The 20,533-nt window shown below is 38.9% G+C and carries 15 protein-coding genes; 14 read left to right on the plus strand and 1 reads right to left on the minus strand.

Annotated elements, in window-relative coordinates:
• Positions 1–5: 5 nt before the first annotated feature.
• The 4 genes from C6Y06_RS03330 to C6Y06_RS03345 are packed head-to-tail and all read left to right on the plus strand — an operon-like array spanning position 6 to position 8,861.
• On the plus strand, positions 6–3,254 hold the full coding sequence (locus C6Y06_RS03330; protein WP_106036514.1) for a helicase-related protein: 3,249 nt from the start codon (positions 6–8) through the stop codon (positions 3,252–3,254).
• The gene (locus C6Y06_RS03335; protein WP_189288302.1) at positions 3,254–3,982 is read left to right on the plus strand and encodes a DUF4391 domain-containing protein; all 729 of its coding nucleotides are present in this window, start codon (positions 3,254–3,256) and stop codon (positions 3,980–3,982) included. The genes C6Y06_RS03330 and C6Y06_RS03335 overlap by 1 nt, the downstream gene beginning before the upstream one ends.
• Entirely contained in the window at positions 3,975–5,894 is a 1,920-nt protein-coding gene (locus tag C6Y06_RS03340; protein WP_106036516.1) for a site-specific DNA-methyltransferase, read from the plus strand. Before C6Y06_RS03335 ends, C6Y06_RS03340 begins: the two co-directional genes overlap by 8 nt.
• A 12-nt stretch (positions 5,895–5,906) precedes the next feature.
• Positions 5,907–8,861, plus strand: coding sequence for a restriction endonuclease (locus C6Y06_RS03345; protein ID WP_106036517.1), 2,955 nt, complete (start codon positions 5,907–5,909; stop codon positions 8,859–8,861).
• 223 nt (positions 8,862–9,084) lie between these two features.
• Here the strand turns inward: C6Y06_RS03345 and C6Y06_RS03350 are convergent, their stop codons facing one another.
• Positions 9,085–9,339: a hypothetical protein gene (locus C6Y06_RS03350; RefSeq protein ID WP_106036518.1), complete on the minus strand. Its 255-nt coding sequence runs from the start codon at positions 9,337–9,339 to the stop codon at positions 9,085–9,087.
• 245 nt (positions 9,340–9,584) lie between these two features.
• On the opposite strand from C6Y06_RS03350, the gene C6Y06_RS03355 reads away from it, so the two are divergent.
• The 10 genes from C6Y06_RS03355 to C6Y06_RS03400 all read left to right on the plus strand — a co-directional run bounded on the left by C6Y06_RS03355 (position 9,585) and on the right by C6Y06_RS03400 (position 20,529).
• Complete coding sequence (locus tag C6Y06_RS03355) at positions 9,585–11,174, plus strand: histidine kinase N-terminal 7TM domain-containing diguanylate cyclase (protein WP_106036519.1); 1,590 nt, start codon at positions 9,585–9,587, stop codon at positions 11,172–11,174.
• 276 nt (positions 11,175–11,450) lie between these two features.
• Entirely contained in the window at positions 11,451–11,906 is a 456-nt protein-coding gene (locus C6Y06_RS03360; protein WP_106036520.1) for a DUF6376 family protein, read from the plus strand.
• 101 nt (positions 11,907–12,007) lie between these two features.
• Positions 12,008–12,313 (plus strand): metal-sensing transcriptional repressor, encoded by a 306-nt coding sequence (locus C6Y06_RS03365; protein ID WP_034659999.1) that lies wholly within the window; start codon positions 12,008–12,010, stop codon positions 12,311–12,313.
• Between the two features lie 84 nt (positions 12,314–12,397).
• A complete protein-coding gene (gene copZ, locus C6Y06_RS03370; RefSeq protein ID WP_024423475.1) occupies positions 12,398–12,604 on the plus strand; it encodes a copper chaperone CopZ in 207 nt (68 codons plus the stop codon).
• Between the two features lie 81 nt (positions 12,605–12,685).
• Entirely contained in the window at positions 12,686–15,121 is a 2,436-nt protein-coding gene (locus C6Y06_RS03375; RefSeq protein ID WP_106036521.1) for a heavy metal translocating P-type ATPase, read from the plus strand.
• Positions 15,118–15,252 (plus strand): hypothetical protein, encoded by a 135-nt coding sequence (locus tag C6Y06_RS20425; RefSeq protein WP_258182048.1) that lies wholly within the window; start codon positions 15,118–15,120, stop codon positions 15,250–15,252. Before C6Y06_RS03375 ends, C6Y06_RS20425 begins: the two co-directional genes overlap by 4 nt.
• A 175-nt stretch (positions 15,253–15,427) precedes the next feature.
• Positions 15,428–16,705, plus strand: a complete 1,278-nt coding sequence (locus C6Y06_RS03385; RefSeq protein WP_003213370.1) for a cation:dicarboxylate symporter family transporter — start codon at positions 15,428–15,430, stop codon at positions 16,703–16,705.
• Between the two features lie 16 nt (positions 16,706–16,721).
• Positions 16,722–18,167 carry an aspartate ammonia-lyase gene (aspA, locus tag C6Y06_RS03390; protein WP_060597304.1) on the plus strand — a complete coding sequence of 482 codons (1,446 nt, stop codon included), beginning with the start codon at positions 16,722–16,724 and terminating at the stop codon, positions 18,165–18,167.
• Positions 18,168–18,283: 116 nt separating this feature from the next.
• Complete coding sequence (locus tag C6Y06_RS03395; RefSeq protein WP_060597303.1) at positions 18,284–19,600, plus strand: sensor histidine kinase; 1,317 nt, start codon at positions 18,284–18,286, stop codon at positions 19,598–19,600.
• A complete protein-coding gene (locus C6Y06_RS03400) occupies positions 19,597–20,529 on the plus strand; it encodes a response regulator (RefSeq protein ID WP_066030411.1) in 933 nt (310 codons plus the stop codon). The genes C6Y06_RS03395 and C6Y06_RS03400 overlap by 4 nt, the downstream gene beginning before the upstream one ends.
• Positions 20,530–20,533 lie beyond the last annotated feature (4 nt).

Raw genomic sequence — 20,533 nt, forward strand, 5'->3', positions numbered from 1 at the left:
GAATTTTGAAAATAGATTTAGTCGATAATAAAGGGAATAACACACTCGTTCATGTAATGAAAGGTGAAATAAAAAACGGATCGGAAATTGCAGTGGCCTCTGCAAAATTGAGTATGAATATTTTTAAAGAATTAAAAAAAACGTTAGCGAAAGGGGAATCTTTTCGCTTTCTCTTTACAGAGCAAACCTTTTATCAACAAGAAATTGATGATAATCATCAATTTAAATTAGTAGAAAGAAAAGGCCAGCAGCTCGATTTAGAAGGAAACCAGTTTGAAATTCCATTAAGAAATCAAATGCAGTCTAAACAAATTGCACGAGAGTTATCCGAATGGATCAATCAACACGCCCAGTTTAAGACAATTTTAGGTGACAGCTCGTACCCTAAGCAAATCATGATTAAAAACAAAATGGATGAGGACATTTTTATTCAATCGGAAATTGAGTTTACAGCAGATGGGTTAGGCATTACTTCTTCAAAACGTCAAGCAAGCTATACAGTTATGAAAGAGACACTTGGTGTTACAAAAAACTTGCTTGCAGAATTTGACCTAATTTGGAAAGATGAAACAAAATCGAAAGAAGTTACTGCAGAAGTTTTAGAGCAACTAGATGCTTTTCAAAAAGAAAATGCGCCGGAGTGGCTCTATTTTGTAACGTTATATAATATTTTCACGGAGAATTTAGAAGGTCTTTCAGAGGATAATATTCTTAAAGAAGGATTGAACTTTAAAGATACGTTTATTTGGAATAAGTTGTACCCGTTCCAACGCGATGGTGTACTAGGCATGATCGATAAAATGGAGAACTATAATGGCTGCATTTTAGCGGATAGTGTGGGGCTAGGGAAAACATTTTCAGCACTCGCGGTCATCAAATACTATGAGCTGCGAAATGATCGTGTATTAGTCTTATGTCCGAAAAAGCTACGAGATAACTGGGCAGTTTACACACAAAATGATAAGCGAAATGTGTTAAATGAAGACCGCTTTAACTATGATGTGTTAAATCATACCGATTTAAATCGCGAAAGTGGTATGACGGGTGAAATACGTCTCGATACAATCAATTGGTCAAATTATGATTTAGTAGTAATCGATGAATCGCACAACTTTCGAAACAACAATGCGCATAAGGGTCGATTGACACGCTATCAAAAGCTTATGCAGGAAATTATTAAAAAAGGTGTAAAGACAAAGGTGCTATTATTATCGGCTACACCCGTAAATAATAAAATGAATGATATCAAAAATCAAATTGCTTTTATAACAGAAGATAACGATCAGGCACTTAAAAAAGAAGGTATAGATAGTATTGAGCAAACGTTACGCGCGGCACAAGCATCGTTCAATCGTTGGTCAGCTTTGCCAGCACCGAAGCGAACGACTGAAGAGTTCTTAAATAGGGTTGAGCAAGACTACTTCCAATTGCTTGATTTACTAACCATTGCTCGAAGTCGTAAGCACATTGAGAAATATTATAATGTCAAAGATATTGGTAGTTTCCCAACTCGGTTGAAGCCGCTTTCTATTAAAGCCGATGTTGATACAGAACACCGATTTGTTAATATGAACGAAGTCAATGAGCGTTTAGAGTCATTGAGCTTTAGTATTTATCAGCCAATGAAATACGTTTTACCTCATAAACGAAAGTATTATGAAGAATTGTATGATACTAGAGTAAAGGGTGGCCAATCGACGTTTAAACAAACAGACCGTGAGTTTGCAGTAGCAGCTTTAATGAAGGTGAACTTGTTCAAGCGTTTAGAAAGTTCTATTCATTCATTTAGACTGACGCTTGAAAAATTAGTTAGACGAATTGAAGATACACTCCAAACATTACAGCTTCAAAATCAGCCAACATATTCGGAACAATATGATGATACGGAGTTAGATGATGAACAGCTCGAAGCGATTACAGTAGGTAGTGACAAAGTACAAATTCAATTAAATGATATTGATGCGTTGAAATGGGCAGGAGATTTACGTGCCGATTTAGCCACATTACAGGATTTATTACAACAAGCAACACAAATTTCAACTATACGTGATGCCAAGCTTGAACAATTAGTCAATTTAATAAAAGGAAAAATTGAAAATCCAATTAATCCAGGCAATAAAAAGGTTATTATTTTCTCAGCGTTCGCTGACACGGCTAAGTACTTGTACGATAATCTTTCAGAGCGTTTACTTAATAAACAACTTCATTCTGCGTTAGTTGTCGGAAGTGGAGCGAATAAATGTACCTTAAAAGGCGTTCGTGTCAAAGACATTAATGATATTTTAATGAACTTTTCACCAAAATCTAAGGAACGCTACAAGGTGGATAGTAAACGTACAGATGAAATTGATATACTTTTTGCGACCGACTGTATTTCTGAAGGACAAAACTTACAGGACTGTGATTACTTAATAAACTACGATATTCATTGGAATCCAGTACGTGTCATCCAACGATTTGGACGTATTGATCGTATCGGTTCAACTAATACAGAAATTCAACTCGTCAACTTTTGGCCGAATATGGAATTAGATGAATATATCAATTTAGAAGAACGTGTGAAAGGACGAATGAAAATATTGAATACTTCTGCCTCTGGGGAAGAAGATATTTTAGATACGACATCGAAAGAAATGAATGATTTAGAATATCGTCGCAATCAATTAAAAGCGCTGCAAAATGATGTGTTAAACTTAGAGGATGTTTCAGGTGTGATATCGATTACTGACTTAACATACACCGATTTCAAAAGTGATTTAAGTACCGCATTAAAGTCCTATAAAAAAGAGCTTGCAGCTGCACCAAAAGGTTTGTATGCGGTTGTAAATAATGCCGATTTGCCTGAAGCAAAATCAGGTGTGATTTTTTGTTTCAAACAGCATAAAGAAGTAGCTGTTGAAAGCAATAGCTTAGCACCATACATTTTATTGTATGTGACAGATGAAGGCGAAGCGTTTATACATTACACACATGCGAAGAAAATATTAGATGTTTATCGTAAATTAACACTTGGCAAACAACAGCCAGAATTAAATTCAGTTGAGTGGTTTAATAAGCAAACAAACGATGCAGCGGATTTGGAGCATTATCAAGACTTATTGAAGCAATCAATTGATATTATTAAAGATAAACAAGAAGAGGTAGGCTTTGAAAGCTTGTTTAACTTCGGTTCCAATACATTGCAAGGACAGTTGGAGTTAGGTGACGATGAAATTGAACTCATTTCATTCTTAGTTGTAAAGGATGAAGCATGATGAATGAAGCGCAATTATTAAAGGCGATTGGATTTCCGAAAGCAACGCAAATTATGAAAACATTGCCGTACAATCAAATAGAAAACAAGCTAACATCAGCTCAGAAAAAAGCCATATCTGAACATGTTGTATCGAGAGGGATTCGTATTTTAGCGACGATCCAAGCGAGCAATACAAATATCGATACATTTGAAAGTGAAACAGAGCGTTATGATTCAATCGTTTTTTTAGCTATAAACGTAAAGAATTTAAAAAAGGCAGTGCAAATTTATAAGGTGTTTATGAGTATTATGCCGAATCCTTTAGTAATTATATTCTTTGATGGTTCAAATAAGAAATGGATATTCTCTACACACATTAAGAAAAAAGATGGATACTTAGTAGATGATACTATTTATGAAATAAAAGAATCCGTAAGTCTGCAACAGGTTGAACAACAATTGAAATTTGAAAACCTTAGTAAAACAAATTTAAAAATGTTTTATGAATCGTGGCTTGAGCGTTTACTACAATTAGAATTACAATCTCGATATAAGATTTATACACCGATTTCCTTAAAAAATAATTTGCTGGAGAAACTCGTCGTGATGGACGCACAAATTGACGATTATGTAAGGCGGGCTAAAAAAGAAACACAATTGAACATGCGGGTTGAATTACAACAAGCAGCAAATAAAGTAAAGATTGCGAAACAAGCATTAATAGAAAAGGAGCAAGACAATGGTTAATAAAATGAATGGTGAATCCTTAGATATAACGGCACAAAATATTGACCGTTTAAAAGAGCTATTCCCAGAAATCTTAACTGATGGTGAAAAAATTGATTTTGATATGCTGAAAACGGTATTAGGCGAAGGTGTAGAAACAGAGCAGGAACGTTACCAGTTCACATGGCATGGCAAAAAAAAGATGATTGAAGGCACTCAAAAGCCTTCAAAAGGTACATTACGCCCTGTTCCAGAAAAAAGTAAAAACTTTGATACAACGGAAAACCTTTATATTGAAGGTGATAACTTAGAAGCTTTGAAGTTATTGCAAAAATCTTATAACGGCAAAATTAAAATGATATACATCGATCCACCATATAATACGGGCAAGGATTTTGTATATAAAGATAATTTTAAAGATGGTGTTCAGAATTATTTACAGCAAACAGGACAAGTGGATGCAGAAGGCAATGTGCTTTCAACGAATACAGAAAGTAATGGGCGATTCCATACGGATTGGTTGAATATGATGTATGCGAGATTGAAGTTAGCAAGGAATTTGTTAACAGATGATGGTTTGATTTTTATTAGTATTGATGATAATGAATTAATGAATTTACTTAATATAACTTCAGAAATTTTTGGTGAGGCAAACTATATTTCTAATTTCGTAGTTGAAAAAAGAACAAATAGAGAAAATAGGAAGGTAGTATCTTCAAGGCATGAATATTTAGTTTGTTTTGCAAAAAATATAGCTAGTAAAACTCCGATTTTGAAACAATTGCCAATGAGTGAAAAGGCATTAGCAAATTATAAAAATCCTGATAATGATCCAAATGGATTGTGGAAATCTGACCCTGCTACTGCACAAGCTGGTCATGGTACAAAGTCACAATTTTACGATTTGGTAGCACCTAATGGAAAAATCCACAAGTTACCTAGTGGAAGATGCTGGCTGTATACAAAAGAAGAGATGGATAAGCATATAAAAAATAATCTTATTTGGTTTGGAAAAGATGGTAATGGAGTTCCTCGTGTGAAAACATATTTATATGCAAAAGAACGTGGGTTGACTCCAGAGTCAATGTGGTTTTCCGAGGATGTATCGACTAATGAAAATGCTAAAAATGCATTCAAAAAGTTGTTTGATGATTTAGCAATCTTTGAGACACCAAAACCAGTAGAGTTAATTCAACAAGCATTACGTATTAGCACCGATTATTCAAAAGAAGAAATCGTCTTAGATTTCTTTTCGGGTTCTGCAACATCAGCTCATGCAGTGATGCAATTAAATGCCGAAGATGGTGGAAACCGTAAATTCATCATGGTTCAATTACCGGAAACATTAGATGAGAATTCAGAAGCGTATAAGAATGGCTATCGTACAATTTGTGATATCGGTGAAGAACGAATTCGTCGAGCTGGAGAGAAAATTAAAGCTGAACTAAAAGAAAAAGAGCAAAACGCAGGTATGCTAGATGCGAAAATTGTAGATCCAGAGGCCTTAGATATTGGTTTTAAAGTATTAAAACTTGATGCATCGAATATTCGCGAATGGAATGTCGATTTCGCTAATTTAGAAGATGAACTTGATTTATACGAAACACCTTTTGTTGAAGATCGCTCAGAGCTGGATATTGTGTATGAAATTATGTTAAAGCAAGGTTTAGAATTAACATATCCGATTGAAACCTTTGAAGTAAACGGTAAAAAAGTTTACGACATTGCTTTTGGAAGTTTATTTATTTGCTTATCAAAAGAGATTACGCCAGAAATTGCAAAAGCAATAATTGTACGCCGTGAGGAGCATGGAACTGAAACAAGCAGCGTTATATTCAGCGATACGGGTTTTGGAGATGATTCAGATAAATTGAACTGTATTGAAATTCTAAAAGATGCAGGTTATCCAGAAGATAACTTGTTAACAATTTAGAGGTGAGCGGTAATGAAAATTCAATTTGATGAATTAACGTATCAAGCAGATGCGATAAGCGCTGTATTGAGTGTATTTGAAGGGCAACAAATTCGTAAATCAGAATTTACGATTATGGATCAAGATATACAGGGAAAGCTATTTGGTGAAAAAGGTGTCGGCAATAAAATTGATGTATCAGAAAGTAAACTGCTACAAAATGTTCAACAGATTCAAATTAAGCAAGGTATTCCAATTGCTCAATCAATTCCATCACCTTTTCCCCAGTTCAATATCGAAATGGAAACAGGAACAGGAAAAACCTTTGTTTATTTAAAATCGATTTTGGAAATGAATCGTAAATTTGGATTTACTAAATTTATTATTGTAGTTCCTTCTGTAGCGATTAAAGAAGGGGTTATGAAAACACTACAAATGACGAAAGAATATTTTAAAACGCAAATGCAAGGAATTGTTTATCGTGAATTTATGTACGATAGTTCTAAATTAGAAAATATACAAGCATTTGCTTCAAATGAAAATGTGGAAATTATGGTTATTAATATTCAAGCGTTCAATAGTGAAGATAATATTTTCAACCGCAACGACCGTGATAGCTTATATGGTATTTCACCTAAAGATTATATTGCGGAAACGAATCCAATTGTCTTGATTGACGAGCCACAAAGTGTAGATAGTACAGCTAATGCAAAGGCTGCAATTGCTGCTTTAAATCCGTCGCTTGTATTCCGCTTCTCTGCAACGCATAAAGAAGAAGGTTATCCCTTACTTTATAAATTGGGACCTGTTGAAGCGTATCAAAATAAGCTAGTAAAACAAATTGAAGTAGCGGGAGTTAAACGCACAATTGATGGTAATATGGCTCACTTACGATTAATAGGTATTAAAGCGACGAAGACTGCTGTTACAGCATCCGTAGAGGTTTTAGTGAAAACGAAAGCAGGCATTGTGAAAAAGATTATTTCTTTAAAGAAAAACGATGACTTAGTGAAAAAGACAAAGCTAACGGCTTATGAAGAGATTGGTTATGTTCGTGATATATCAGCTGAAAAGGACAATGAGTACATTGAGTTTTCAGGCGAGCCATCTGTCATTTTTTTAAGTCAAGCACATTACGCAGACTTAGAGGTGAAGCGTGGTCAAATTCGTAAAACAATTGAGGAACATTTAAATAAAGAGTTAAAGCTAAATGCTTTAGGAATTAAAGTGTTAAGTCTATTCTTTATTGATAACGTAGCAAACTACCGAAAATATGATGATGAAGGTAAGTCTTATTTAGGGAAATACGGTCAAATTTTTGAAGAAGAGTATAGAGACGTATTAAAATCTCCAAAATATAAAAAGCTTCGTGATTATCGTATTCCTGTTGAAGAAGTACATAATGGCTACTTCTCAATCGATAAGAAAGGTAAATTCAAAAATGGTGGGGAAAAAGATGAAAGTGCCTTCCGAATCATCATGAAAGACAAAGAAGATTTACTGACGATGTATGATGAAGAAAAAAGGATGACAAAAAAAGCTCATAAGTTGCGTTTTATTTTCTCACATTCAGCATTAAAGGAAGGTTGGGACAACCCTAACGTCTTCCAAATTTGTACGTTAATTGATTCGAAAGATGAACTTACGAAGCGCCAAAAAATCGGCCGTGGTCTTCGCATAGCTGTTAATCAAAATGGTGAGCGAGTACACGGATTCGAAGTAAATACATTAACAGTGATGGCAAACGAAAGCTATGATGAATTTGCAAATGGCTTACAACATGAGTATGAAAAAGAAGGTATAGAGTTCGGTATTTTTAAGCATGATACATTTAGTTCGCTTGTGCTAGAGGAAGATGAACTGACAGGTTATCGAAAACCTTTAGGTCATGAGTATTCAAAAAAACTAGTTGAATATTTAACGGAGCAAAAATACATAGATTCAAAAGGGAAAGGTACTGTCGCCTTAGCGATAGCAATTAAAGATCAAGTATTTGAACTACCTGAAGAATATACGGTACTTGCGCCTAATATGACTGAGAAAGTTATCGCTGCAATTGAGCAGAAATTTAATACAGAGAAAATTGAAATTAAAGATCATGCAAAAAAAGAAACGGTTCATTTAAATAAAGAAGCGCTATCTGGGCCATTCCTTGAGCTGTGGGAGCGCATTAAATATAAAACGACGTATTCGATTCAATTTGATAGTGAACAGTTCATTAGCGATGCGGCAAAAAAATTAAAGGATGAATTGTTAGTACGTATTCAGAAATTAGAATACGAACGAATGCAATTAAAAATCGAAGAAAGTGGTATCGAAGAAAAAACAACAACAAAAACAAGTTTCAGTACAGTTCAACGAGAATACACAAAAACTCCTGATATTTTAACGGAGTTACAGCAAGAGACGAAACTAACTCGTAAAACATTAATTGCGGTTTTAAAGAAGAGTGATACTCTACATGATTTTAAAGTGAATCCACAAATGTATATGCTAGAGGCCGCGCGCATTATTAATGCAGCTAAACGCTTAGCAATGGTGGATGGCGTTAAATATGAGAAACTGGAAACAGAAGAAGTATACGATCAAAGCTTATTCAAACAAGAAGAAATTGAATCGTATGAAGATAGCATTGTGAAAGTTTCAGATAATCGTTCTACTTATGACCATGTAATTGTAGATTCTAAAATTGAAAGAGATTTTGCCGAAGCATGTGAAAAAGATCCAAATGTAAAGTTTTATATTAAATTGCCTGCAGACTTTAAAATTAAAACGCCACTTGGAAATTATAACCCTGACTGGGCATTATCTGTTGAAGAAGATGGCAAAGAGAAATTGTACTTTATTGTAGAGACAAAAGGAAGTACAGCCGCCGAAGATTTACGCAAAACAGAATTAGAAAAAATCCGTTGTGGAGAAAAGCACTTTGCTGCGATCAATACTGGTATTACATTTAAGCGAGCAGTTGAACTAGATCAAGTTTATTAAATGTCAGGAGACTTTTTTACATCGGTATACTATTTGAAGTAGTAAAAGGTTGAAGAAAGAATTAAACCTTATTATTTGACATGGTAACTCACGCAAAACTGATAATCCACAAATGGGAATTACGTTGTCGAAAGAGGAATTAATACGCATTAGTGATTCTAAGAATAAGCATGAGGAGTGCTTATTCTTAGAATTAGATTTGTATCGGTATATCATTCGCCAATTAATGATCGACTTTATTAAAATGTTTCCTCGGATAAGTCTCTAAAAACCGCACAAACAAAGGACAAACCACAATCACCGCAATTATCATCAACAAACTATTCGATACAATTTTCACAAACGTTGTTTGAACCACATAAACTGCGATCAGCAGTAAATAACTCACCAAAAATATCAATCCAGAACTTCTCTTTTCAAATGGCTTCTCCAAAAGAATCAGCATAAACAGCCCCGCCATGATAATCAAAAAAGTCATATACCTTGCAAGCCTCCTCTTCATTGATTCCCAATCCCACATTGTACAGATATTTCTCCGATCGCAACATATCTCTCCCTCAAATTAAGCAAAAAGTAGCGGAAATATAAGGTCTCATGAACAAAAGTCGACCGACACTTTACAAAAAACCTCCAACCAAATCAAAATCACATCTTCCCATTTGCGACTTCCTCATATATAGTAGGATTAGACTAGTTCTAAATAACTGAAATTGGGGCGTTTACATGGATTCGATTGTTTTACATTTTATTGTGATCATGAGTGTTTCTGGCATTCTGTCCGTGATATTATCAATCATTGCTCATGCGAACCGCCACCGGTATATTGGCTGTCAATTGTTTATGTACATGTCTGGAGCAACTGCGATTTATATCTTTGGGCACACGTTTGAATTATTGGCAAGTACACCTGGACAGATCATGTTCTGGGTTTGTTTTCAATACATAGGTCTTCCGTTCATCGCGCCATTCAGTCTAATGATTGTGCTGCAATTTACGGGATTCCATCAATATTTCACAAAGCGCCGCGTGCTTCTCATCTTACTGATTCCAACTCTCACCACCATTATGGTGTTCACTAATTCTTTTCATTCACTCTTTTATCGAAGCATCACGATGAATCCGGTAGACGGATTTTTATTGGCTGACTTTACGATTGGCTATTGGTATATCATTCATGGCGTCTTTACATTTGGCTGTTCGATGCTCGCTATTTTTATGCTGGTTTGGTTTTTGCGTGTCACAAAAAAAGAATATTTAAAGCAGATCCTCATTTTGCTAGTGGGCATGTTACTGCCAATCACGACATCTTTTATCTATTTATTAGGTGTGACACCTCTTCATATTGACCCTGTCCCTGTGGTGATGTTTTTAACCAATGCACTCTACTTATGGGCGATTATGTCGTTCCAGCTCTTTAAGCTCTCTCCCATTGCGATGGAGCGTGTGTTTGAGCATATGTCTGAGGGGGTTCTCATTTTAGATCGATACCGGACACTCATAGATTACAACCCCGCTGCTGCATCGATCATTCCAGCACTTTCTAATAAAAAGGGGATTGGCTATAAAATAGACGATATTTTCTCAGGAATCATCAAAGATACTGACTTCATTCAGTGGCTGCGTTCTCCTCAGGATCATTCGCAATATGATTTAATGTTGAAAAGGGAAAAAGGTCATTCCAGCTATTATCACTTGACCGCATCGTCCCTATTTAATAGGAGAGGAGAGATCGAGGGCAGGCAAATTGTGATCAGTGATGTAACAGAGCAGCGTTTGCTCCAGGAAGAGCTGGAGCGCCGTGCGTATATTGATGGATTGACGAATATCTTCAATCGGTCTTCATTTATTGAACGAACGCAGATGATCCTAGAAGGGGATGCGCAGGATACGGCTGTTATGCTGTTTGATATTGATTTTTTTAAACAAATCAATGACACGCACGGACATCATATTGGAGACGAGGCGCTGCGTCATGTTGTCACCATTTGTCAGCAGCATTTACAAATGGACGATTTATTCGGACGATATGGCGGAGAAGAGTTTGCTATTTGTCTGCCGCATCATTCTTTTGAAGAGGCGTGTCATATTGCGGAGCGAATTAGACATTCGTTTGAGATGAGTTTCTTTGAGAATGATGAGGAAAAAGTGCGAGTGACAGCGAGCTTTGGAATTGCTCACACAGCTTATGATCCAAATGTATTAGAAACTCTTCTATTTGAAGCAGACCAAGCTTTGTATATGTCAAAACGCCAAGGACGCAACCGGATTTATGCGTCCACTGGAGCGGACTATATGCTTTATGAAGAGCATTAACCTGCTGCTAGCTTCTCATTGACGGTTGTCCTGACATTCGATATGATAAACATAACATTTGAACGGTTTCCTAAAGGGGAGTAGCTTTTACGGTTTGGTCGTCATTACAGAAACATCCGTTGTTTCTCGGCCATTCCGGCATGAACATGTTAGCCAGACCTTTGCCTATCACACATGAGGCAAAGGTCTGGCTTTTTTAGGTCTTATTGCATCTGTGTGATGGGGGGAGCGGGACAAATGATGCTTTCAATACCTCAGATGAAAGGATGATCAATCTTGAAAAAATATGTGATCTCTTTGCTCTTTTCCGGCACGCTTGTATTAAGTGGATGCTCTGGTTTGCTTGACCAAGTAAGTGATACAACGACATATGTCACAGAGGCAAATGAGTATGTGACGGACATTCAGCAATTTACGGAGAACTTTCCACAGCTCGCAGAAGAAGCTGTGAAAAACGCCGCCAAAAAAGCAGAATTAACCCAGCAGTTAGAATCATTGAAGGCAGACATTCAAGAATTTAATGAAATCACAGCACCCAAAATAGCAGAAGACCTGCATGCGCAGATCATTGAAAAAAATAAGGTGCTGTCAGAGGACATTCAGACGTATTTACAGCAATTGAAAGCAGACAACATCGACGTTGCCGCTATGCTTGAGGACCAGCAAGGGTTGATCAAGCAGCTTCAGCAGTCCGTCAATCTATTGCAGGACATTGAACAATTAACAAACTAAGGCAAACACTAGAGAGTGTGTTCAGCATATCTTTGCCTTTTCCGGTGAAGATATGCTTTAATTTAAATAAAAACAAGTCTTATTAGAAAAAAGGTGATTACATGACAGAACATGAAGAAAGACATATGGCTTCGCCTAGAGCCGAGAAGGATAAAGATCAATTGATCAATCGGTTGAAACGAGTGGAAGGACAAGTGCGCGGGATTCAGCAAATGATTGAAAACGATCGTTACTGTATAGATGTTGTCAATCAAATCTCCGCTGTCAATGCGGCTTTGAAAAAAGTTAGTCTTCAATTGATGGAAAAGCATACACATCACTGCGTAGCGGATGCCATTAAGAGCGGCAACGGGGATGAAGCCATTGAAGAGTTAATGAACGTCTTTACGAAACTGGCAAAATCGTAGCACATTAAGAATTATTTATGTTTACATCGATACCCTACTAGGGTATAGTAAGGTGTAGAAAATGATTGATGGAGGCGATGAGAAGTGGAACAAGCAACACTTCAAGTGCAGGGCATGTCTTGCGGACATTGCGTGAAAGCAGTCGAGGGAAATGTAGGAGAATTAGCAGGTGTTGAATCTGTGAAAGTCCATTTAGACAAGGGACAGGTGGAGGTTTCTTTTCATCCTGATCAAGTCACGTTACACCGAATCTCTGATGTGATTGAAGAACAGGGATATGATGTCGTATAAATGATATACGTGCTGCATGTGACAGCGCGTATTTTTTTCAAAAAAATATACCCCCATGGAGTATGTGAAGAGGTGAGATGAATGAAAAAGGAAATTGATTTTCATATTACGGGGATGACCTGTGCTGCCTGTGCAGGACGCATTAAAAAGGGTTTGAACAAGCTGGAAGGTGTGGATGATGCCAATGTGAATTTGGCGCTGGAAACATCTCATATTGTGTATGAAACAGAACAACTAACACCAGATGATCTGAAGCAAAAAATTCAATCCCTTGGCTACAATGTGGTGATGGAGCAAGCAGAATTTGATATAGAGGGAATGACGTGTGCAGCGTGTGCCAACCGAATCGAGAAAAAAATTAACCGGATGGACGGTGTTGATCACGGATCTGTGAACTTTGCACTTGAGACCCTTCAGGTCACGTATCATCCTGGCCAAACGTCTACAAGTGATATAAAGGATGCGGTTCAGTCCATTGGATATTCTTTAATTGAACCAGCTGCAGATGAAACAGAGGAAGGAAAGAAAGATCATCGCCAAGCAGCAATAGAGAAGCAGACGGCACGCTTTTTATTTTCAATGATCTTGTCACTGCCGCTTCTTTGGGCAATGGTCAGCCATTTTTCCTTCACGTCTTTTATTTGGCTGCCAGAAGCATTCATGAATCCATGGGTTCAGCTGGCTTTAGCAGCGCCGGTTCAGTTCATTGTCGGCTGGCCCTTCTATGTAGGAGCATATAAAGCTTTACGTAATAAAAGTGCCAACATGGATGTTCTTGTCGCACTTGGGACATCAGCTGCGTTTTTCTATAGTTTATACGAAAGCATTCAGTCAGCGGTTCAAGGCACACATGAGGCAGCCCTCTATTATGAAACAAGTGCTGTGCTTATTACGTTGATCGTGCTCGGAAAATTAATGGAAGCAAGAGCAAAAGGGAGATCATCAGAAGCGATTCAAAAGCTGATGGGCCTACAAGCGAAAGAAGCGGTCATCGAGCGAGATGGAAAAGAGATGACCGTGCCAATTTCCGAAGTAAAAGTGAATGATCTTGTGTTTGTCAAACCGGGGGAAAAAGTGCCGGTAGATGGAGAGATCGTGGAGGGAACAACCGCAATTGACGAGTCCATGATTACGGGAGAAAGTCTGCCTGTTGATAAAACTGCAGGTGATGCGGTTATCGGGGCAACCATCAATAAAAATGGGTTTATGAAAGTGAAAGCGACAAAAGTCGGGAAAGAGACCGCCCTTTCACAGATTATCCGAGTCGTAGAACAAGCACAGGGCTCAAAAGCGCCGATTCAAAGGATGGCAGATCAAATATCAGGGATATTCGTTCCCATCGTTGTAGGAATTGCTGTGCTCACCTTCCTGATATGGTTTTTCTTTATTGAACCAGGAAATGTGACGTCAGCCCTTGAAACGTTTATCGCAGTCATCGTCATCGCATGTCCGTGTGCGCTTGGTCTTGCCACACCAACCTCTATAATGGCTGGCAGCGGCCGTGCAGCTGAATCAGGCATTTTATTTAAAGGCGGGGAGCATTTAGAAGTGACCCAATCACTCGACACGGTTGTTTTAGATAAAACAGGGACTGTGACAAAAGGGGAGCCGAGTCTGACAGATGTGTTGGCATATGCCAATTGGACAGAAGATGCGCTGCTACAGCTAGCAGGATCAGCAGAACAGCAGTCGGAACACCCGCTTGCCAGAGCGATCACAGACGGAATGAAGGAACAAGGTCTTGAAGCGGTCGAGGTCGAAGCGTTCCAAGCAGACCCAGGCCATGGAATTGAAGCAAAAGCCGCAGGACGCAAGCTTTTGATTGGAACGCGTAAGCTATTACAAAAACATCATATCCCATATGATCAAGTCGAAGCGTCTGTAACGTTACTGGAGCAGCAAGGGAAAACGGCTATGCTTGTCGGGATTGACGGCGAAGTCGCCGGCATTGTTGCGGTCGCAGATACGATCAAATCATCCTCACCTCAAGCTATCAAGCGTCTGAAAGAGCAAGGGATTCACGTTGTGATGATGACAGGTGATAACAAGCTGACAGCAGAGGCGATTGCGAAACAGGCGGGCATTGATCATGTCATTGCTGAAGTCCTGCCTGAGGAAAAGGCTGCTCACATTGCGGCGCTTCAGGAACAAGGAAAGAAAGTCGCCATGGTCGGAGATGGCATCAATGATGCCCCGGCTCTTGCGACAGCGAATATTGGGATGGCAGTTGGAACAGGGACAGATGTCGCCATGGAAGCAGCAGATATCACGCTCATGACAGGAGACCTCCATGCCATTGCAGATGCGCTTGAATTTAGTAAAAAAACAATGAGAAACATCAAGCAAAATCTATTTTGGGCGCTTGCTTATAACTGCATTGGGATACCGATAGCTGCTTTTGGACTTCTTGCGCCATGGCTTGCAGGAGCAGCAATGGCCTTTAGCTCCGTGTCGGTTGTATTGAATGCGCTCAGATTGCAGCGTTTGAAACCGGTTAGAGAGGGAGTGGCACAATGAAGCTGAATGTCAAATGGATTTGGACGATTAGTGCATTGTTCTATGTTGCTCTTGTTCTTATTGGATATGCTATGTATGATGAATTTTATCCAAAGCAAGAACCGCCAAGTGAACAAATGCAACATCATTAAGACTTCGCCAAAAGCGAAGTCTTTTTTTAACAATTTTGTGGAAAAACCCACCTTTTAAAAGATTTTTCATAAAAAATTCACTTCTTTTTGTTCCTTTTTGTCGTTTTTTGTAGGTTCATCGTTAAGATGCGATTAAGCAACAAAGAAAGCGTTATCAAAAAAAGGGGGTTCACGTATGAAAAAGTTAGGGTTAGCTTCTCAAATACTCATTGCACTTGTTCTGGGTGTTATCGTGGGAGCGCTGTTTTATCAAAATGAAACCGTTATTAATGTGTTAACGCCGATTGGCGATATATTCATCCATTTAATTAAAATGATCGTTCTTCCAATTGTTATTGCTGCGTTGATTGTAGCAGTAGCTGGTGTAGGGGATATGAAAACCATCGGAAGACTCGGCGGAAAAACGATTCTTTACTTCGAAATTGTGACAACGATTGCATTAGCAGTGGGACTGCTTGCAGCAAACGTCTTCCATCCTGGTACAGGAATTGACATGAGCAACATGGAAAAAGGCGATATCTCTAAATATGAAGAGACATCGAAAGCTTCTTCCGAAAAAGCGAGTTTCTCTGAAACCATTGTGCATCTAGTGCCAACAAACGTTTTCCAATCCATTGCAGAAGGTGATCTATTACCAACGATCTTCTTTACAGTCTTATTCGGATTAGGAATTGCCGCAGTAGGAGACAAAGGGAAACCAGTATTAGGATTCTTTGAGGGTATACTCGAAGCCATGTTCTGGGTGACCAATAAAGTGATGAAGTTTGCACCATTTGGTGTATTCGCGCTCATCAGTGTGACGGTGATCAAATTCGGGGTCGGAGCGCTTCTCCCGCTAGGTAAACTGGTACTTGTCGTTTACGGTACAATGGCATTCTTCGTCATTGTCGTACTTGGCATTATCGCAAAATTAGCTGGAACAAGCGTCTTTACACTATTTAGAGTGCTAAAAGAAGAAATCATTCTTGCATTCTCAACAGCAAGTTCAGAAGCTGTACTGCCTAGACTTATGGATAAAATGGAGAAGTTCGGCTGCCCGAAAGCGATCACGTCGTTCGTTATCCCAACAGGCTACACCTTTAACCTAGATGGAAGTGCCATCTATCAATCCATTGCCGCCATATTTGTTGCACAAATGTACGGCATGCCGCTTTCCATCTATGAGCAAATTACGTTACTATTAATCTTGATGCTGACATCTAAAGGAATGGCTGGTGTACCAGGTGCATCAATCGTTGTTGTCATCACAACACTTGGTGCAATGGGACTGCCGCTTGAAGGACTTGCCTTCATCGTTGGGATCGACCGTATACTTGACATGGTTCGTACAACTGTTAACGTATTTGGTAACTCACTTGCAGCCATTGTCATGTCTAAGTGGGAAAAAGTTTTTGATCAAGAGAAATCGAAGAAGTATATTGAGGAATTAAAACAACAAACAAAAGCAGCGTAAAAGGAGATCTTTTCAAATGACGAAGCTACAGGACAAGCAAGTTCGAATCGAACGAGACTTTCTAGGTGAAAAGGAAGTAGACACTCAAGCGTATTATGGAATTCAAACATTACGTGCAGTAGAGAACTTTCCAATTACTGGCTACCATGTTCATGAGGAACTCATCAAAGCATTAGGGATTGTCAAAAAGGCAGCCGCACTTGCAAATATGGATACAAAGCGACTATATTCTGGTCTTGGAGAAAAAATTGTTCAAGCCGCAGATGAGGTTATTGAAGGAAAATGGAACAACCAATTTATTGTCGATCCAATTCAAGGCGGGGCTGGCACTTCAATGAATATGAATGCCAATGAAGTCATTGCAAATAGAGCGCTTGAACTACTAGGAAAGGAAAAAGGCGCTTATACTGAGCTAAGTCCAAACACGCATGTGAACATGTCGCAGTCAACAAACGACGTTTTCCCAACAGCGATTCATATTTCAACATTGAATATGATTGAAAAACTACTTTATACGATGGAAAACATGCATCAAGTCATGACGGAAAAAGCGCAGGAATTCGATCATGTCATTAAAATGGGGCGTACGCATCTTCAGGACGCTGTTCCAATCAGACTTGGTCAAGAGTTTAGTGCTTATGCAAAGGTTCTTGCTCGTGATATTAAACGTATCAAGCAGTCTAGACAGCATTTATATGAAGTTAATATGGGAGCAACAGCAGTCGGAACTGGCTTAAATGCTGATCCTAAATATATTCGCCAAGTGGTTGGCTATCTATCTGACATTAGCGGATTACCGTTAGTTGGAGCAGAAGACTTAGTCGATGCCACGCAAAATACGGATGCTTATACAGAAGTATCAGCTGCACTGAAAGTATGTATGATGAATATGTCCAAAATGGCGAATGATATTCGCTTGATGGCATCAGGTCCAAGAGCAGGCTTTGGTGAGCTTCACCTGCCGCCGAGACAGCCAGGTTCATCTATCATGCCAGGGAAAGTTAACCCAGTAATGCCTGAGGTCATGAACCAAGTGGCATTCCAAGTGATCGGAAATGACCACACGATCTGTCTTGCATCAGAGGCTGGTCAGCTTGAACTGAACGTCATGGAACCAGTTTTAATATTCAACTTACTGCAATCTCTCAGCATGATGAAAAATGTATTCGAATCCTTCGTGGACAACTGCTTGCGTGATCTAAAAGCAGATGAAACAAGATTAAAAGAATATGTAGAAAGAAGTGCTGGTGTCATGACAGCGGTGAATCCGCATATTGGTTATGAAGCTGCTGCACGAATTGCAAGAGAAGCGATTCTTACAGGCGCATCTGTACGTGAGCTTTGTCTGCAAAATGATGTGTTAACAGAGGAAGAGCTTGACGTCATCTTGAATCCTTTTGAAATGACCAAACCAGGTATTGCTGGCGCATCACTTTTAGAAAAGGATCGTTTAGAAGATTAAGCGGCATCATGAGAAGCGCACACCGACAAAGTTCCGGTGTGCGCTTTTTCATGGATGTTTGTTTTTCTCAAGCTCACATAGTATACTATCGTCAATTATTAGGGATGTGACTGCGTTTGAATCTACTAAAAAAATGGCTGAATACAGAGCCTTATTTAATTGTGATGCTCATTGTACTGACACCGATTGGCGGAGAGTTTAAATTTTATCCATTTGAGGACAGCTTTCGGGTCAGCTTTGGAACCGTTGTCTTTTTCTTTATCCTGCTTCAAATGAAAAAATTCCCGGCATGGGCAAGCGGTATTATTGCAGGGGTATCTGTTTTTGCGTTTCGCGTGCTTCTTGATACAGCCGTCACAGGTCATCTTCCGCTGGAAGAGGCGGTTTCATTAAGATTTCCTTCCCTGCTTTATTATGTCGTCTATGGCACGCTCTTTTATTTATTACAGGTCAGACGTTTCCGCGATCAGCCTTGGCTGATTGGTGCGACAGGCATCATCATGGAACTGTGTGCGAGCGTTGTTGAGATGATTGCACTTCGTGGCACCATCGATGAAATTTTAACGATGCGGACGCTGTTTCAACTTTTTGTTTTGGCGATTTTCAGAAGCTTTTTCGTGTTGGCTTGTTATACAATGATTCGATTATATGAAGAGCAGGCGAGAGAGCGTCAAATGAAAAAGGAAAAGGAACATCTGCTGATGCTTCTGTCTAACCTTTACACGGAATCTACATATTTTCATAAAACACTTGCACATGCTGAGCACATTACAGCGACATCCTATCAATTGTATCAATCCCTGCACCACGCAAAGGATACAGAATCATTGGATTTGAAAAAGCTCGGAAAAACAGCCCTGCAAATTGCAGGAGAGGTACATGAGATCAAAAAGGATAACCAGCGGATTTTTTCTGCATTATCAAAGCTGATTCATGAAGAAAATTTCCAGGCTTATGCAAGTCCTGCCCATATTGCTGGGCTTGTGATTCGTATCCATGAAAATTACGCAGAATCTCTTAAAAAAAACATTGTCTTTCATTATGATGAAGATGGGCAGCATCCCGCCTATCACGTGTATACCATTCTATCTTTGTTAAATAATATCGTTTCCAATGCTGTCGAAGCCATTCCAGTGGATGGAGAGGTGTCACTCTCTATTTCACAGAAAGAGAACCAGGTGATCTTTCAAATCAGTGACAACGGGCCTGGCATTAAAGAGCGTAATCATCATGTGATTTTTAAACCCGGTTTTACTTTAAAATACGACCAGGCTGGGAATCCATCAAGCGGTATCGGGCTTTCCTATGTGAAGGATACAGCGGAGAAACTTGGCGGAAGTGTTGAGATGAAGAGTATCCCAAATAAACAAACGATTTTCACGTTAACGATACCAGTGGATCAAGTCAGTAGAAAAGAGGGGATTGGGAGATGAGATTTTTTATTGTTGATGATGATGAAGCCGTGCGTTCTTCACTGGCTCAGCTCATTGAAGATGAAGAGCTTGGCATTGTCGCAGGGGAAGCAGAGGATGGCGCAGAGTTAACGGCAAGCTACTTAAATGATTTGCACATTGATATCTTATGTATTGATTTATTGATGCCGGAAAGAGACGGTCTTGAAACGATTCGAGCCATTAAGGATGAGTTTCATGGGAAATACTTAATGCTGTCGCAGGTAGAAACAAAGGAATTAATCGGCCAGGCGTATACGCTTGGTGTTGAGTATTATGTGACAAAGCCAATCAATCGTGTAGAGGTCTTAAGCGTGCTCCATCTCATGATTGAACGTCTTCATTTAGAGCATTCAATTGAAAACATTCAGCACTCACTCAAATCCGTCATGCAGTTTCAGCAGCGCGGTCAGACGAAAACGAAGCAGCGGGGGAAAAGTCTTGCAGAGGCAGGTCAGTTCTTGCTGGCGGAGCTTGGGATTGTCGGTGAGAAGGGGTCTAAAGATTTATTAGATATGATTCTCTTCACAGATCAGTATGTAGCGCTGCATACCGATCATCACGATTCCTTTCCTTCGTTAAAGATCATTTTTACCGGAATCACGGAGGATAAATTAAATGAGCCGTACACATCAGCAGACATTGCAAGAGAAGCGAAGGCAGCGGAACAGCGGGTAAGACGTGCGATCAACCAATCTTTGAAACACATCGCATCACTTGGGTTAACTGATTTTTCTCATCCGACCTTTGAAAATTATGCATCTAAATTCTTTGATTTCACCATCGTGCGAAAGAAAATGAGTGAATTAACAAAAGAGACGAGCGGTAGAGAAGAACATACTCGTATCAATGTGAAGAAATTTGTGCAGGTGCTCTACTACGAAGCAAAACGTATTTTTATGGAAGATTAAAAAA

Origin of the sequence: Bacillus sp. MZGC1 (assembly GCF_002998605.1) — a bacterium.
Lineage (GTDB): Bacteria > Bacillota > Bacilli > Bacillales > Bacillaceae > Bacillus.

Coding starts and splice junctions, on each gene's coding strand:
- C6Y06_RS03335 (WP_189288302.1), top strand. CDS start 3,254: ATGAATGAAGCGCAATTATTAAAGGCGATTGGATTTCCGAAAGCAACG.
- C6Y06_RS03340 (WP_106036516.1), top strand. CDS start 3,975: ATGGTTAATAAAATGAATGGTGAATCCTTAGATATAACGGCACAAAAT.
- C6Y06_RS03345 (WP_106036517.1), top strand. CDS start 5,907: ATGAAAATTCAATTTGATGAATTAACGTATCAAGCAGATGCGATAAGC.
- C6Y06_RS03350 (WP_106036518.1), bottom strand. CDS start 9,339: ATGACTTTTTTGATTATCATGGCGGGGCTGTTTATGCTGATTCTTTTG.
- C6Y06_RS03355 (WP_106036519.1), top strand. CDS start 9,585: ATGGATTCGATTGTTTTACATTTTATTGTGATCATGAGTGTTTCTGGC.
- C6Y06_RS03365 (WP_034659999.1), top strand. CDS start 12,008: ATGACAGAACATGAAGAAAGACATATGGCTTCGCCTAGAGCCGAGAAG.
- C6Y06_RS03375 (WP_106036521.1), top strand. CDS start 12,686: ATGAAAAAGGAAATTGATTTTCATATTACGGGGATGACCTGTGCTGCC.
- C6Y06_RS20425 (WP_258182048.1), top strand. CDS start 15,118: ATGAAGCTGAATGTCAAATGGATTTGGACGATTAGTGCATTGTTCTAT.
- C6Y06_RS03385 (WP_003213370.1), top strand. CDS start 15,428: ATGAAAAAGTTAGGGTTAGCTTCTCAAATACTCATTGCACTTGTTCTG.
- aspA (WP_060597304.1), top strand. CDS start 16,722: ATGACGAAGCTACAGGACAAGCAAGTTCGAATCGAACGAGACTTTCTA.
- C6Y06_RS03400 (WP_066030411.1), top strand. CDS start 19,597: ATGAGATTTTTTATTGTTGATGATGATGAAGCCGTGCGTTCTTCACTG.